The organism is Martinezella sp. CNPSo 3959 (genome assembly GCF_057784355.1).
In genome coordinates, this window is sequence record NZ_JBXSOV010000010.1 from 133,202 (window position 1) to 147,171 (window position 13,970).

Annotated in this window: 13 protein-coding genes and 1 pseudogene; 3 read left to right on the forward strand and 11 right to left on the reverse strand. The window is 61.6% G+C overall.

What is annotated here, in order from left to right:
- Nucleotides 1-4: 4 nt before the first annotated feature.
- Nucleotides 5-172, forward strand: a pseudogene (locus AC13RE_RS20470) (glutathione S-transferase family protein); the annotation flags it as partial.
- 99 nt (nucleotides 173-271) lie between these two features.
- Here AC13RE_RS20470 and AC13RE_RS20475 read toward each other — a convergent pair.
- Both AC13RE_RS20475 and AC13RE_RS20480 read right to left on the reverse strand, forming a co-directional pair.
- Nucleotides 272-1,408 (reverse strand): AAA family ATPase, encoded by a 1,137-nt coding sequence (locus tag AC13RE_RS20475; protein WP_488564278.1) that lies wholly within the window; start codon nucleotides 1,406-1,408, stop codon nucleotides 272-274.
- 26 nt (nucleotides 1,409-1,434) lie between these two features.
- A complete protein-coding gene (locus tag AC13RE_RS20480; protein ID WP_488564279.1) occupies nucleotides 1,435-2,379 on the reverse strand; it encodes a GNAT family N-acetyltransferase in 945 nt (314 codons plus the stop codon).
- Nucleotides 2,380-2,625: 246 nt separating this feature from the next.
- On the opposite strand from AC13RE_RS20480, the gene AC13RE_RS20485 reads away from it, so the two are divergent.
- Together AC13RE_RS20485 and AC13RE_RS20490 are read left to right on the forward strand one after the other, a co-directional pair.
- Nucleotides 2,626-3,561, forward strand: coding sequence for a tyrosine recombinase XerC (locus AC13RE_RS20485; RefSeq protein ID WP_488564326.1), 936 nt, complete (start codon nucleotides 2,626-2,628; stop codon nucleotides 3,559-3,561).
- Nucleotides 3,562-3,691: 130 nt separating this feature from the next.
- Complete coding sequence (locus AC13RE_RS20490) at nucleotides 3,692-4,783, forward strand: TraB/GumN family protein (protein ID WP_488564280.1); 1,092 nt, start codon at nucleotides 3,692-3,694, stop codon at nucleotides 4,781-4,783.
- Here AC13RE_RS20490 and AC13RE_RS20495 read toward each other — a convergent pair.
- From AC13RE_RS20495 to AC13RE_RS20535, 9 genes are all read right to left on the reverse strand, one after another.
- Nucleotides 4,767-5,273 carry a DUF2867 domain-containing protein gene (locus AC13RE_RS20495; protein ID WP_488564281.1) on the reverse strand — a complete coding sequence of 169 codons (507 nt, stop codon included), beginning with the start codon at nucleotides 5,271-5,273 and terminating at the stop codon, nucleotides 4,767-4,769. The two genes, AC13RE_RS20490 and AC13RE_RS20495, sit on opposite strands and share 17 nt — an antisense overlap.
- Nucleotides 5,274-5,374: 101 nt before the next feature.
- Nucleotides 5,375-8,236, reverse strand: coding sequence for a M16 family metallopeptidase (locus AC13RE_RS20500; protein ID WP_488564282.1), 2,862 nt, complete (start codon nucleotides 8,234-8,236; stop codon nucleotides 5,375-5,377).
- A 113-nt stretch (nucleotides 8,237-8,349) separates the two neighbouring features.
- Nucleotides 8,350-9,756, reverse strand: a complete 1,407-nt coding sequence (lpdA, locus tag AC13RE_RS20505) for a dihydrolipoyl dehydrogenase (protein WP_488564283.1) — start codon at nucleotides 9,754-9,756, stop codon at nucleotides 8,350-8,352.
- Nucleotides 9,757-9,785: 29 nt separating this feature from the next.
- Complete coding sequence (locus tag AC13RE_RS20510) at nucleotides 9,786-10,424, reverse strand: LysE family translocator (RefSeq protein ID WP_488564284.1); 639 nt, start codon at nucleotides 10,422-10,424, stop codon at nucleotides 9,786-9,788.
- 18 nt (nucleotides 10,425-10,442) lie between these two features.
- A complete protein-coding gene (locus tag AC13RE_RS20515; RefSeq protein ID WP_488564285.1) occupies nucleotides 10,443-11,198 on the reverse strand; it encodes an SDR family oxidoreductase in 756 nt (251 codons plus the stop codon).
- A complete protein-coding gene (locus AC13RE_RS20520) occupies nucleotides 11,195-11,716 on the reverse strand; it encodes a hypothetical protein (protein ID WP_488564286.1) in 522 nt (173 codons plus the stop codon). The genes AC13RE_RS20515 and AC13RE_RS20520 overlap by 4 nt, the downstream gene beginning before the upstream one ends.
- Before the next feature lie 2 nt (nucleotides 11,717-11,718).
- Entirely contained in the window at nucleotides 11,719-12,468 is a 750-nt protein-coding gene (locus AC13RE_RS20525; protein WP_488564287.1) for a DUF4241 domain-containing protein, read from the reverse strand.
- Nucleotides 12,469-12,483: 15 nt separating this feature from the next.
- The gene (gene odhB, locus AC13RE_RS20530) at nucleotides 12,484-13,725 is read right to left on the reverse strand and encodes a 2-oxoglutarate dehydrogenase complex dihydrolipoyllysine-residue succinyltransferase (protein ID WP_488564288.1); all 1,242 of its coding nucleotides are present in this window, start codon (nucleotides 13,723-13,725) and stop codon (nucleotides 12,484-12,486) included.
- Nucleotides 13,715-13,960: a hypothetical protein gene (locus AC13RE_RS20535; RefSeq protein ID WP_488564289.1), complete on the reverse strand. Its 246-nt coding sequence runs from the start codon at nucleotides 13,958-13,960 to the stop codon at nucleotides 13,715-13,717. Before AC13RE_RS20535 ends, odhB begins: the two co-directional genes overlap by 11 nt.
- Between the last annotated feature and the right edge of the window lie 10 nt (nucleotides 13,961-13,970).

Sequence of the window (13,970 nt, forward strand, 5' to 3'; positions counted from 1 at the left end):
GGAAATGGGCCTGCCGCACCGATAGAGGCCCGTGGACCTGATAGCCGGAGCTGCCGATGACGCGAAATTCCTGGCGATCAATCCAAGCGGATTCATTCCAGCACTTCGGGACGGCGAAGTCACGATGGTCGCGATCATGGAATACTTGATGGCGCGATCGTATCCGTCACCACATGATCGTTCAGCAGAGTACCTCTACGTGAGGCTGTCACATCGTCAATCCCGCGTCATAAGGTACCTGCGCTGCAGGACGACGAACTCGAACCAGCCGCTATTCATCGTCATCATCAATCTCACCGGTCAGCCGCATACCGTCGATCCACGTAGATCCGTCTTCACGGATCACGCGGCGCGGCTTGGCACCGCAGCGCTCGCGAACGGCCTCGGCCAAACGTTCGGAATGGGTGACGATCCAGATCTGGCTTGTCTTCGCCGCCTCAGCGATCATGTCGGCAAGCGGCACCAGCATGTCGGGATGCAGGCTTGCCTCCGGCTCGTTGAGCGCGATCAGCGGTGGCAGGCGGTAGGACATCAGGGCTGCAGCAAGACCGAGAAACCGGATTTGGCCGTCCGACAATTCGCGCGGCTGGAAGACGCGGTTGGGGAATTCTGGCAGGATCAGTCCGAAATCCGCAGTTTCCTGCGGTTCAGGCACAACAAGCCGCGCCCCTCCGAGCGCTGCGGCAAGAACCCGGTCTAGCTCGACGGTATCTTCGCGCGTATGAACGAGGGTCGCGAAAACGGCGGCGATATTGGCGCCGTCCTCGTCCAGCATGGGAGACGTCACGGCAAGGCAAGGCGCACGCAGCGGCGAGCCGCGATCGGTGCGGAAGCCGTGGTAGAATCGCCAGGCATCGACGGCTCGGCGGAAGGTGCCGACCTCCGGAAAATAGCCGGCATCGCCCAGGAGCGCGACCGCCGTTTCAGAGCTCAGGACGTTCTCGGGATGCACCTGCATGCGGCCGCTTTCGCCGCGCACAGAAATGCCGGGGCCATCGCGCTTCATCATCGTCACCGGCCTGCGCCCGGTTTCGACCGAAAGCTCCTCGGCCTTGACCTGCGGCTCCAGTGGAAAGCCGGCGGAGGCACAAGGCGGCCGCATGCCCGCCTCGATCCAGTAGCGGAAGGTCGCCGCTCGCTCCATGTCGAGCAACTCGACATCGAAGCGGATGCGGGCGGACTCATGCGAACGCCGCTTGCCCGACCACATGGCCGAGAACATGCCGCCTTCGCTGGAGATTTCATGCGCCAACCTGCCGCGAACCGCAGCCTGCACCAGCTGCAGTGAACGATAGAGATTGGATTTGCCCACCCCATTTTCGCCGATGAACAGATTGACGTCGGAAAGATCCATGCCGATCGAGCGCAGGGAGCGATAATTCCGGGCAAACATCGAGCGTAGCTGCATGCCCGAGGGTTTAGCCGATTCCCATATTAAAGAGAATGCGAAACCAGGATCTCATCCTGGTTCGGAGGGACGAGCGGGGCGAAGGTTGCATTGCCATCCGCCGCAAGATCGAAGACCGTATGCTTCTCAAGCGCCTTCGTCACCTCGTTGACATCGCCGTCCAGATGCTCGACGGGAATGAGATTGCCGACGAGGAAATCGAACCGGTCGCCGCGCTTGTTGAGCAGCTCGTGGAACACCGTCATGTCACGCAGCTCCGTCGACCACTTGGCGAACCAGTAGAACAGGCCGGAATTTCGCGCCGTCAGATGCACCGGCAGGATCGGCAGATTATATTTGCGCGCCAGGCCTACGGCCGAGGTTTTCCATGGCCGCTCGTTGAGCTTGCCGTTCGCCCAGTAGGCGATGCGGCCGGACGGGAAGAGCACCGTGACCTTCCCCTCCGCGACGGCACGGTTGGTCAGCTGCAAGGTCTCGCGCGTCTTGGGCTTGCTCTTATATTCCTCGCGCCATTCGACCGGAATGATCATCTCGGCAAAGCGCGGGTTGACGCGCACCGCATCGCGATTGGCGAAGATCATCATATCCGGCCGGCGCGACTTTAGAAGATCGAAGACGGCGACGCCGTCGGCAATGCCTGTGGGATGATTACTGACGAGAATGAAGCCGCCGGAAGCCGGAATACGATCGGCATGGGTGACGCCGATGTCGAGCCGCAGCAGATCGCTCATATATTCGAAGCACTGGAAGCCCGAAAGCTTGGCGACATCATCGGCGAATTCGATTGCCTTGTTGTAGCGCAGCAGCGTGTAGAGAAAGGGGCGCATGAGCGGCCAGAGCGGGTTTCGGACGATCTTCTGCCCGCGCTCTGCGATCAACGTATCGACGATATGTCCTGGCTGTCCCTGGGACACCAAAGCGATTGCTTCTGCAATCTGCCCGAGTGCAGTTATCGAACCGCGACGTGCCATGAAGTATCCTGAATGGTTGGGATATATTCTATCGCAATCGAATATGATCGAAGCATGACAAGCGCCTCGCATATGGAAGGCGAACCATCCGAGATCCGGAACGAGCCATATGCAGTTTCATTGAAGTCCAGATGCGCCCCGCGGCACGAAGGGAAAACGCACCGGAAGCAGCGGGAAAATTAGCGATTCCATAACCTTCCTTCCTTCAAAGTGGCAGATGCGATCTGAATTTCAAGGGGTTTTCCACTGAACGAATTGCTTGTTATCGCCGACTCCAGGTTGATGGCGGAACGCAACCGCTGGCTAGACGCGCTTGGCCAAGAGCGGCGGCTCGCCGCCCATACGCTGAATGCCTATGAACGCGATACGCGGCAATTTCTGACCTTCCTCACCGGCCATCTCGGCGGTCCGGCGACGATCGAAGATATCCACGCGCTCCGCCCCGCCGACTTTCGCGCATTCCTTGCCGCCCGCCGCAAGGACGGCGCGGGTGCGCGTTCGCTCGGGCGCAATCTTGCCGGGCTTCGCTCGCTCTTGCGCTATCTCGAAAAGAAGGGCCTGGTGAATGCTGCGGGGGCTGCCGCCGTGCGCTCACCGAAACAGCCGAAATCGCTGCCGAAGCCGCTTTCCGACAAGCAGGCGATTACCGTCGTCAGTGACGAAGCGCAGCTGCACGAGGAACCATGGATCGCCGCGCGCGATGCCGCCGTGCTGACCCTGCTCTATGGCTGCGGGCTGCGCATCTCTGAAGCGCTGGATCTGAAGCCCCAGGATTTTCCGCAAGGAGCGACCTCGCTGCGCATCACCGGCAAGGGCAACAAGACGCGACTGGTGCCGCTGCTGCCGATCGTCACGCAAGCGGTCGATCAATACCGCAAGTTCTGTCCCTATCATCTCGAAGCCGATGACGCCCTCTTTCGCGGCGCGCGCGGCGGCAAGCTGCAGCCGGGCATCATCCAGCACGGCATGCAGAAACTGCGCAGCGCCTTCGGGCTGCCGGATACGGCAACACCGCACGCACTTCGCCATTCCTTTGCCACTCATCTGCTCGCTGGCGGCGGTGATCTGCGCACCATTCAGGAACTGCTCGGCCACGCCAGCCTTTCGACGACGCAGGTCTATACCGGTGTCGATTCCTCACGCCTGCTCGAGGTCTACGACCGCGCCCACCCGCGCGCATAAGAAAAGATTAACCTCTCGCGTTAAGGGAATTTCCGTCTCGTTCCCGTAAAGCAGGACCATATCTCGGCATGCCTCCCGAAAGCCGCTTTCCGGCGTTAGCGGTCATGCTCTCTGCGAACGGAAGATTCTGATGATTTCTGCCCTCGGGTCCAAGACGATGCGGTCGATGAAGCCGACGCTTGGTGATATGCTGCTCTGGCTCGCCACAGCCTTTCCGCTGATGCTTGCGGTGCTGCTGGTCGCGACGATGCTGACGCTGCAGCCGGCCCATGCCGAAGGCGCAGTCTCCGATAGCTGCGGCGGCAAGGATCTGATGGCCGAACTTCAAAAGAACGATCCGGCAAAATACGCCTCCATCATCGCCGCCGGCGACAAGATAGAAAACGGCAAGGGCATTTTCTGGAAGATCGAAAAGCCCGGCCTGAAGCCGTCCTGGCTGCTCGGCACCATGCATGTCTCGGACACACGCGTGCTCACCTTGCCGAAGGGCGCTGCAGACGCCGTTGCATCAGCCGACACGATCGTGGTTGAATCGGACGAAATTCTCGATGACAAGAAAGCCGCCGCCGCTCTCTTCGTCAATCCTTCGCTCACCATGCTCACCGACGGTTCGACCATCAGCGAACATCTGTCGCCGGAAGACAATGCCCGGCTGGAAGCGGGTCTGAAAGAGCGCGGCATCGCGCTCGCCGCCGTCTCCCGCATGCAGCCCTGGCTGATCTCGAGCTCCTTCGAGATGACGGGCTGCGAGGTTCGCCGCAAGACGGCCGGCGCGAAATTCCTCGATCAGAAACTCGCAACCGACGCCGCGGCCGGGGGCAAGAAGGTCGTCGGTCTCGAAACGCTGGCCGAGCAGGCCAAGGCCATGAGCGATCTGCCGATCGCGCTTCACCTTAAATCGCTGCTGCAGACGCTTGAACTGGGCGACAAGATCAACGACGTCAACGAAACGATGACGGAGCTCTATATCGACGGCAATATTGGCGCGATGATTCCGATGCTGAAGGTGATCGAGCCGGACCAGAAGATCACGGATGCCGATACTGCCGCTTTCGAGCAGCGCATCATCCTCGACCGCAATAAGGTCATGGCCGAGCGTGCCGCGCCCGTTCTCGACAAGGGCAACGCTTTCATCGCAGTCGGCGCGCTTCACCTCGTCGGCGATCAGGGCCTTGTGACGCTGCTGCGCAAGCAGGGTTTTACTGTCACGGCGGTGAACTGACAGCTTGCATCCGTTTGCCGAGATCGGCGAGCATCGTCGCGACGATCAGCCGGTGGAATGGCGTGATGATGGCGAGATAGATCCGGCCGAGCAATATGTTCCGCCGGACGAGCGTCGTCGCATCGACCAGCCGACGCCCCTGGTCGTCATCACGCACGTCGATGACGACCCGAAAATCGAGATGCCGATCGTCGAAGCCGAGCACGACCTGATGGTCCGACTTGCTGACGACGGGAAAGAAGCCGATCTTCTCCCACTCCTCCGCCCGAAGGTCGCTGCTGGATCTCAAGCCGAACAAGCCTGTTACCGCATCGCGCACCCGTATCAGCAGCCGCACCCAAAACGGAAAGCGGCTGAGCATCGTTCGAGCGGCGGCAATGGCTGTCAGATCTGAGTTGGGGATATTCAGCTCATAGCAGTCAGCCCAATCGGCATCCGGCAGCGCCGGATGCGGCATAAGGGGCTTTACCATCAAAGGCCCTGCAGACATGGTTTCATCCGCCTTTATTCGACGTCTGCAAGTTACCATACATTGCGATGCCACCCGATCGGCAAAATTGGGCTGCGGCAATTTGGCCGGCAGGTGACTAACTAGCGGACCGCCGATCCGTCGGCCGGCAAGATCTTCAGCCGCCAGGATGTATCGGGCTTCAGATACGTCGCGGCAATGGCGCGAACATCCTCGGCGGTCACGGCCTCGTAGCCGCTGATGCTCCTGCGAATACGCTCGAGGCGCCGGGGATCGGCCTGGGCATCGCGAAGATTCTGGATCCAATAGCCGTTGGTCTGCTGCGAACGCTTCACCGCTTCGATGATCGGAACCTTGGCCCGTGTCAGCTCGTCGGGCGAAACATCTCCATGACCGAGATCGGCGGCGATCTTGTCCACCAGCTCGAAGAAGTGATCCACCTTGGCAGGCGTGGTTTCGACATAGAGATAGGCAAAGCCATAGCCGGGGATCGATCTCGATAGATCGACCTCGCCCTGAGGGCTGTAGGTCGCTCCCTCGGCGATGCGGAACTGGTCGATCAGGCGGTTCTGAAGGATCGCCCCGGCGACATTCGCTGCGGTCGCCCTCGGCAGATCGGAAAGGAAATCGCCGATCGGCATGGCGACGGCGGCACCGGCGCTGTCGCTGCGCCCGTCATGAAGCCGAACGACGGGATCGGTCGTCGGCGCGGGAAAATGCACGTCGGAACCGTCGCCCTGTGTCTCTCCATCGCCGCGAACCGGCAAGGCGCCGAAGGTCTGCGCCGTCAAGCGAATGGCGTCATCGACCTCGACATCACCGGCGATGATGACCTCGACCGGCCCCTTCGAAAGAGCGGGCTGCAGGAGGCCCTCGAAATCTTCCGGCTTCGCATCGATCAACTGTGTCCGGTCCGGGAATGCCCAGCGCGGATCGCCGGAATGCAAGAGGCCGGAAAGATCGCGACCGACGACGCTGCCCGGCGTCGCTTGAAGCTGGGGAAGCATGTTCAGGTAGGCTTGCTGAACCCGCTTGAAGACATCCGGACGATAGGCCGGATCGGAGACGTAGGCGGTCAGCAGCTGCAATTGGGTCTGCAGGTCGCGCGACTGCGTCGTACCTTCGAATTTGAAGGCGGCATCCTGAATGGCGAAATCGATGCTCACGACCTTCGCGGCAAAGGCCTTCTGGATATCGTCATAGCTGATGGCTTTCAGGCCGGATAGCGGCAGCGCCGGCGCCGCCCAGATCGGCAGCGCGCGATCATTGGGCAGATCCAGCCGACCGTGGCCGACTTCGGCGCGCACCAAAACCTCGTCGGCCCGATACTTCGTCGGCTTGACGGTCAGGCGAACGCCATTGGCGAAACGCACCATGGTCACGCCGAGATCATCGACCGTATGGCGTTCGACGACATCGCCGGGCTTGCCAAAATCGGTGTAGGGCCATGCGACCGAAGCCGTCTGTTCCGGCGCCTTCACCGCCACGGCGCGCGAGTCGGAATAAGCCTTCTCGACAGCGGCATCCCCGCCCTCGGGCATTTGCGGGATTTGCAGCACCAGCTGCGGACCATTGCCGGCAAAGATGCGCTGAAGAGCCTGATTGACCTCTTCCGTATGCAAGCCCTTCATCGCGGCATCAAATAGCGCCAGATCGTCCGCAGGCGAGGTGAAGACCATATTTTCACCGACGCTCCAGCTGAGCGAACCGGCGATATCCGGGCTCGCGCGCGTCGCAGCTCCATTCGCGGCCGCCTGCAGAGTCGAACGATATTCGGCAATTTCGCGGTCGATCTCGCTTTGGTCGGCACCAAACTGTGCTATGCGGCGCTGCTCCTGATCGATAGCCGCCAGGGCAGCCTGCCACTTCGTGGGATCGCTATCGGCGGCAACCATCGCGACATGAGCTGATTTCAGCAAATCCTGCGCGCCGGCCTGCGCACTGACGAACGGCGGATTGGGCTGCTGCGCCAGAACGGACAGGCGCCGGTTGAGAACGGCAAGGCCGATATCCTCGACCAGCTGCGCGCGGCGCTTGGCCGCCATGTCAGGCGAAGCGTCGTAGGCGCGCGTCCAGGCAAGCTGCACGCGCGTCGCACCACCCGGCACGATGACCGTACCGACGCGCTCTCCATGGCTTTGGAGAGTGCCGAGATCGGGGTCGGCGGGTGCAGGTGCGGCGGCGGCCCAATTGCCGAAACGGTTGCGGATATCGGCTTCGATGGCGGCCGCATCGATATCGCCGACGACGATCAGGGTAGTGCGATCGGGGCGATAATAGGTGCGGTAGAAGTCCCGCAGCAGGTCGACCGGGGCGTTGCTGATGATATCGGTCTTGCCGATGGGCGGGCGCTGCGGCACACGCTGCCCTGACAGCAGCTGCGCAAGCAAACCGGTCCCGCCGCGATATTGCGGCGTGTCGCGCAGCTTCTCTTCCGAAAGAATGACGCCGCGCTCGCGGTCGAAGGCGCCGGCATCGAGCGTCAGTTCGCTCGCCGTCTCGCGCATCAGCATCAGGCCGGTCGAAACCGTCTCCGGATTGGCTTCCGGCAGATCCAGCGCATAGACGGTCTCGCCGTAGCTCGTGGACGCATTGGTGTCCGCGCCGAAGGCGAGGCCAAGGCGCTGAAGGGTGCGTATCATCTCGCCTTCGGGAACATGCGTCGAACCCTTGAAAGCCATGTGCTCGAGGAAATGCGCTAGGCCTTGCTGGTCATCACGCTCCTGCAATGAGCCGGCGCCGATGCGGAAGCGGATCGCCACCTGACCGGCCGGGGTAGCATTGTGCATGACGGCATAGCGCATGCCGTTCGGTAAGGTCCCGAAGCGTATCCCCTGCTCTACCGGCAGGTCGCTTGTCGCCTGCGGCCAGCTGGCGACAGGCGTTTCCGCATGGGCCGGAGCCGCAACGGTAACGAGGAGCGCGAGCGTTGTCGCAACGAAAAGTTTCAGGGATAGACGACCGGATGGGTTTTGACGTGACATGCTTGCTTTGTTGGTGAAAACGATTGGACGATGCGATGCACGGGAGCCCCGTACATCGCATCATCAGGCAAGCATTGCAATCCCGGCGCTTGTCTCGCCGGGAAGGCCCGATCTTACATATGGATCGGCTTGAAGAAGGTCGCGAGTGCTGCTTCCTTGACGGCTTCCGACATCGTCGGATGTGCGTGGCAGGTGCGGCCGAGATCTTCGGACGAACCGCCGAATTCCATCAGCACGGCAATCTCGTGGATCATCTCGCCGGCGCCGAAGCCGACGATATGGCCACCGAGAACGCGGTCCGTTTCCTTGTCGGCGAGGATCTTGACGAAACCGTCCGTTGCCAGCATGGCGCGGGCGCGGCCATTGGCGGAGAACGGGAATTTGCCGACCTTATAGGCGATGCCTGCGGCCTTCAGCTCTTCCTCGGTCTTGCCGACCGAGGCGACTTCCGGCTGCGTGTAGACAACGCTCGGGATGACATCGTAGTTCACATGGCCGGCCTGGCCAGCGAGGATTTCGGCAAGCGCCACGCCTTCGTCTTCCGCTTTATGCGCGAGCATCGGCCCCTTCACGACGTCGCCGATGGCATAGATGCCGGCAACGTTGGTCTTGAAGTGACCGTCGATCTCGACGCGGCCGCGATTGTCGAGCACGACGCCGGCTTCTTCGAGGCCGAGGCCTGCCGTGTACGGCTTGCGGCCGGTGGCAACGAGAACGACATCGGCATCGAGCACGACCTTGTCGCCGCCCTTGACCGGCTCGAAGGTAACCTTCGCGCCATTGCCGGACTTTTCGACGCCGACAACCTTGGCGCCAAGATGGAATTCGATGCCCTGCTTGGCAAGCATGCGCTGGAACTGCTTGGAGACTTCGCCGTCCATGCCGCCGAGGATCGTGTCGAGATATTCGACGACGGTAACCTTGGCGCCGAGGCGCGACCAGACAGAGCCGAGCTCGAGGCCGATGACGCCGCCGCCGACCACGATCATCTTGCCCGGCACCTTGTCGAGCGCGATGCCGCCGGTCGAGGAGATGATGACCTTTTCATCGATCTCGAGCGGAACGCCCGGGATGCCGGCAACGTCCGAACCGGTAGCAATGACGATGTTCTTGCCTTCGATCTCGGTCACCTTGCCATCATCGCCCGTAACCGAAACCTTGCCGGCCGAAACGATCTTGCCGGTGCCCTGGAAGGCATCGATCTTGTTCTTCTTGAAGAGGAAAGCGACGCCGTCGACGTTCGACTTAACCGTCGCATCCTTGTGCGCCAGCATCTTTTCAAGATTGAGCTTCGGTGCTGCGACTTCGACGCCGAGCGCATCCATGCCATGGCCGGCATGATGGAACACTTCGGAAGCGTGCAGCAGTGCCTTGGACGGGATGCAGCCGACATTGAGGCAGGTGCCGCCATAGGTCGCGCGCTTTTCGACGACCGCGACCTTCAGCCCGAGCTGCGCTGCCTTGACTGCGCAGACATAGCCGCCGGGGCCGGTTCCGATAATGATTACATCGTAGGACATGCCTTAATTTCCTTGTTTAGTATCTTTGATTAGTCTGTCGCCCGTGCCAGAGCGAGGCGGATGCCGAAGCCGACGAGCGCCGCTCCGGTGATGCGATTGAACCATTTGCCCGACGCGATGAAACGATCACGCACCGGCTTGACGGTGAAGAAGGTGGAAACGCCGGCAAACCAGGCGACAAGCGCCGCCGCCATGCCGATGCCGTAGCTGAACTGGATGAGCGCCGGCGTATCGTGATGAACGAGCGTCGAAAACAGCGACAGGAAGAACAGCACCGGCTTCGGGTTCAATGCGTTGGTGACGAAGCCCGTCGCCAGGCAGCGCCAGGCAGAAACCGGCTTGCGGTCTTCCTCGGTGACTTCGACATCCTTCACCTTGAAGCCCGGCTCGCGGAAGGATTTGATACCGAGATAGACGAGATAGAGCACGCCGGCCCACTTCACTACGCTAAACAGCATCAGCGACTGCGACACGATCAGGCCGAGGCCTAGAATGGTGTAGCTGATGTGGAAGAGCAGCGAGAAGCCCATGCCGAGCCCGGTCATCATGGCCGCACGGCGGCCATGCACGATGCTCTGGCGCAGGATCACGGCGAAATCGGCGCCGGGAACGACGATGAAGATCGAGAACACCGCCATCAGGCCGAGGAATTCGAGAATATATTGCATCTTGTCGACCCTTTCCGATCAGCGGCCGCCGCTGACATTGAGGATGGAGCCCGTTATATAGGATGCGTGCGGGCTCAGAAGATAGAGGACGGCATCCGCTACTTCGTCCGCCGTGCCGGGCCGCTGCATTGGAATAAGGGGACTCATGTCGCGCGCCCGATCGGGCAGCCCACCGGACGCATGAATATCGGTATCGATGATGCCTGGGCGCACCGCATTCACGCGGATACCCTCGGTCGCGACTTCGCGCGCCAAACCGAGCGTGAAGGTATCGATCGCAGCCTTGGATGCGGCATAGTCGACATATTGACCGGCGGAGCCAAGGATCGCAGCCATAGATGATATATTGACGATCACACCGCCCTTGCCGCCATGCCGCGTCGACATGCGAAGCACGGCCTCACCGGCGCAAAGGATCGAACCAGTCACATTGATGCGGAACATACGATCGAGCCGCTCCGATGTCATTTCATCGACACGCTGCACACTATCGACAATGCCGGCATTGTTGACGAGCCCGTCGATGCGGCCGAAATGCGCGTCGACCTTGGCGAAGATGGCTTTGATAGCCTTGGGCTTGCCGACATCACCGGCAATCGCGATCGCCTCGCCGCCGGCGTCAACGATCGTCCCCACCACAGCCTCGGCCGCATCCTTGTTGGACGCATAATTGACCGCTACGGCCCAGCCATGCTGGGCGGCGGCCAGGCAAATCGCGGCGCCAATGCCGCGGCTGCCGCCGGTTACAAGGAGAACAGGCGCATCATCGGTCATTGATTGCATCCTTTCAAGCTGAGGACGTCCCAGGGCGCGACGGTCGCCTTGCCCTTGCCCCAGAGGGACGATTTCTGGATCGAGGGACCGAGCGCGGGCAGGAAAAGCCGATCCGCAGCACTCTCACCTTCCGCCGGCAGCACACGGATATGGCCCTTCAGATCCGAGGCATAGACCAGGCCCTGCCACACGGTGCAGGCTCTGAGGTCGGCCCCGGTTACATCCCCTTCAGGGCATTCGAACATGATCCGTCCATCGGCGCGCAGATGGTCGTCCGTGCGCATCACGATCCCATCCGCCACGATATTGGTGTTGCGCACTGTGAGCTTGAACCTGTTGCTGACGGACGACTCCGCTTCCATGGGCTCGAAGCGCAGCTCATAGGCATTGTCCATATCGACATAGACAGCCTTTTCCTGCACGCATTCTTCCGCATAGGCAGGCACGGGGTTGGCCGCACAAGCCAACATTATCCAAGGCATCGAAGCCAGTCGCGCCATCGTGCTTTCGGCCGACATGCTCAGCCTCCTCCCGGCTCGCGCCGGCCGTCAGCATTCTCGATCACGCCGAAATCGGTGAACAGAACCAGCGGCCTGCCGGCGGCATCCAGCCCCCAGAACACCGGATAGAATCCATCACCCCAACCGCTAGAGAAAACGGCGACGTTGCCGCGTTTGCCTGATACGGGCCGATGCAGGGCATAGTCGTCGTTATTCGGCTGCAACTCGGATGCCAGAACATCGTCGTAGTAGTTGATATCCGACGACGACTTCTCTGTCTGAACCTGCTTTTCGCGCTCCTGGATCAGCGCGTAGGTCTCGGCATCCATGTAGCAGCCAAGACCGGCATCGACCGGATAGCCGAAGAATTCGTCATTCTTCAGCGAGTTGATATCCTGGCCGGGGACCACGGCCAGTTCCCAGCGCACCGGCTTGCCCTCGGCAAAACGCATGCTGGCCGCCGCGATGCGGCCGAAGGCCTGATACAAGGTGATGGGATAATCGCCAGGGGAGACGGAGCGGGTAAAGGCCGCGCGGTCAGGCCCGACGAGCGGGTCGCTGGCGACGATGCGCCCGGAAGTCAGTTCCACCTTGCCGATGCGCAGAATATTGATCGAGCGGGCGGCAAGATCGGCGTCGCCAAGCGACGCCAGATCGAGATTGCTGCTGAGTTTGGAAATGTCGAGCTCCGCCGCATCGGCGGACGATGGCACCCACGCGGCGACGGCGCACAACAATCCGCGCAGCGTCCGCATGGGCCATGTCGACATGATCCAACGCTCCCCTTAGAGATCGAGAACGAGACGTTCCGGATCTTCCAGGCTTTCCTTGACGCGCACGAGGAAGGTCACCGCTTCCTTGCCGTCGACGATGCGGTGATCGTAGGAGAGCGCCAGATACATCATCGGGCGAATGACGACCTGGCCGCCGATGGCGACCGGACGCTCCTGGATCTTGTGCATGCCGAGAATGCCCGACTGCGGCGCATTCAGGATCGGCGAGGACATCAGCGAACCATAGACGCCACCATTGGTAATGGTGAAGGTGCCGCCCTGCATGTCGGCCATCGACAGCGAACCGTCGCGGGCAGCCTTCGCCAGACGGCCAAGCTCCTTCTCGACTTCCGCGATCGACATCTGGTCGGCATCGCGGATCACGGGAACGACAAGGCCCTTGTCGGTGCCGACAGCCATGCCGACATGGCAGTAGTTCTTGTAGATGATGTCGGTGCCGTCGATCTCGGCGTTGACAGCCGGCAGTTCCTTCAGCGCGTGGGTAACGGCCTTGGTGAAGAAGCCCATGAAGCCGAGCTTCACGCCATGCTTCTTCTCGAAGACGTCCTTGTACTTGTTGCGTAGGTCCATGACGGCCTTCATGTCCACCTCGTTATAGGTGGTGAGCATGGCGGCGGTGTTCTGCGCATCCTTGAGGCGCTTGGCGATCGTCTGGCGCAGGCGGGTCATCTTGACGCGCTCTTCGCGGCTGACGTCCTCGACAGCGGTCGGGGCGCGAGCGGCAACCGGTGCTGCCGGTGCAGCAGCGGGAGCCGAAGCAGCCTTAGCGACAGCAGCGATGACATCGCCCTTCAGGACCTGGCCGCGCTTGCCGCTGCCTTCGACCTGATCTGCAGAGAGATTGTTTTCAGCAAGCAGCTTACCGGCAGCCGGTGCCGGCGGCATGGAGGAAGCCGGAGCGGAAACGGCGGGGGCGGCAACCGGTGCAGCAGCGGCAGGGGCCGGAGCAGCGGCGGCGGGTGCAGCAGCCTGTGCCGGAGCGGCTGCAGCGCCGTTGCCGGCGGAAATCTGGCCGAGCAGCGCGCCGAGACCTACGGTTTCGCCGGCCTGCGCAACGATTTCGGAAAGCGTACCGGCGGAGGGCGCCGGAACTTCGATCGTCACCTTGTCGGTTTCGAGTTCGAGAAGCGGCTCATCGGCCTTGATGGCATCGCCGACCTTCTTGAACCAGGTACCGACGGTCGCCTCGCTGACGGATTCGCCGAGGGTAGGAACGCGGATTTCAGTGGCCATTGTTCAAATCCTGATTTTTCGTCTTTATGAGTTGGATGGAATTCCGGCGACAGACGGCCGGGGGACGGGTGATACGCCGCGGCGCAATAGCCCGAACGACCGTTGCGGCCGACCGGGCATTTGCCTGATTGCGGCGATAGGCGGCATGTTGCTGCATGGCTGCCATCTTCTCCCCCGTCACATCATGCGGAAGGCTGGGGCGCGACGCCGCGACTTTCAAACGAAAACGCGTCATCGCGCAACCC

Excerpts from the sequence above, each read along its gene's own strand:
- AC13RE_RS20500 (WP_488564282.1), bottom strand. The coding sequence starts at position 8,236 with ATGTCACGTCAAAACCCATCCGGTCGTCTATCCCTGAAACTTTTCGTT.
- AC13RE_RS20535 (WP_488564289.1), bottom strand. The coding sequence starts at position 13,960 with ATGACGCGTTTTCGTTTGAAAGTCGCGGCGTCGCGCCCCAGCCTTCCG.
- odhB (WP_488564288.1), bottom strand. The coding sequence starts at position 13,725 with ATGGCCACTGAAATCCGCGTTCCTACCCTCGGCGAATCCGTCAGCGAG.
- AC13RE_RS20515 (WP_488564285.1), bottom strand. The coding sequence starts at position 11,198 with ATGACCGATGATGCGCCTGTTCTCCTTGTAACCGGCGGCAGCCGCGGC.
- AC13RE_RS20525 (WP_488564287.1), bottom strand. The coding sequence starts at position 12,468 with ATGTCGACATGGCCCATGCGGACGCTGCGCGGATTGTTGTGCGCCGTC.
- AC13RE_RS20510 (WP_488564284.1), bottom strand. The coding sequence starts at position 10,424 with ATGCAATATATTCTCGAATTCCTCGGCCTGATGGCGGTGTTCTCGATC.
- AC13RE_RS20490 (WP_488564280.1), top strand. The coding sequence starts at position 3,692 with ATGATTTCTGCCCTCGGGTCCAAGACGATGCGGTCGATGAAGCCGACG.
- AC13RE_RS20520 (WP_488564286.1), bottom strand. The coding sequence starts at position 11,716 with ATGTCGGCCGAAAGCACGATGGCGCGACTGGCTTCGATGCCTTGGATA.
- AC13RE_RS20475 (WP_488564278.1), bottom strand. The coding sequence starts at position 1,408 with ATGCAGCTACGCTCGATGTTTGCCCGGAATTATCGCTCCCTGCGCTCG.
- lpdA (WP_488564283.1), bottom strand. The coding sequence starts at position 9,756 with ATGTCCTACGATGTAATCATTATCGGAACCGGCCCCGGCGGCTATGTC.
- AC13RE_RS20495 (WP_488564281.1), bottom strand. The coding sequence starts at position 5,273 with ATGTCTGCAGGGCCTTTGATGGTAAAGCCCCTTATGCCGCATCCGGCG.
- AC13RE_RS20480 (WP_488564279.1), bottom strand. The coding sequence starts at position 2,379 with ATGGCACGTCGCGGTTCGATAACTGCACTCGGGCAGATTGCAGAAGCA.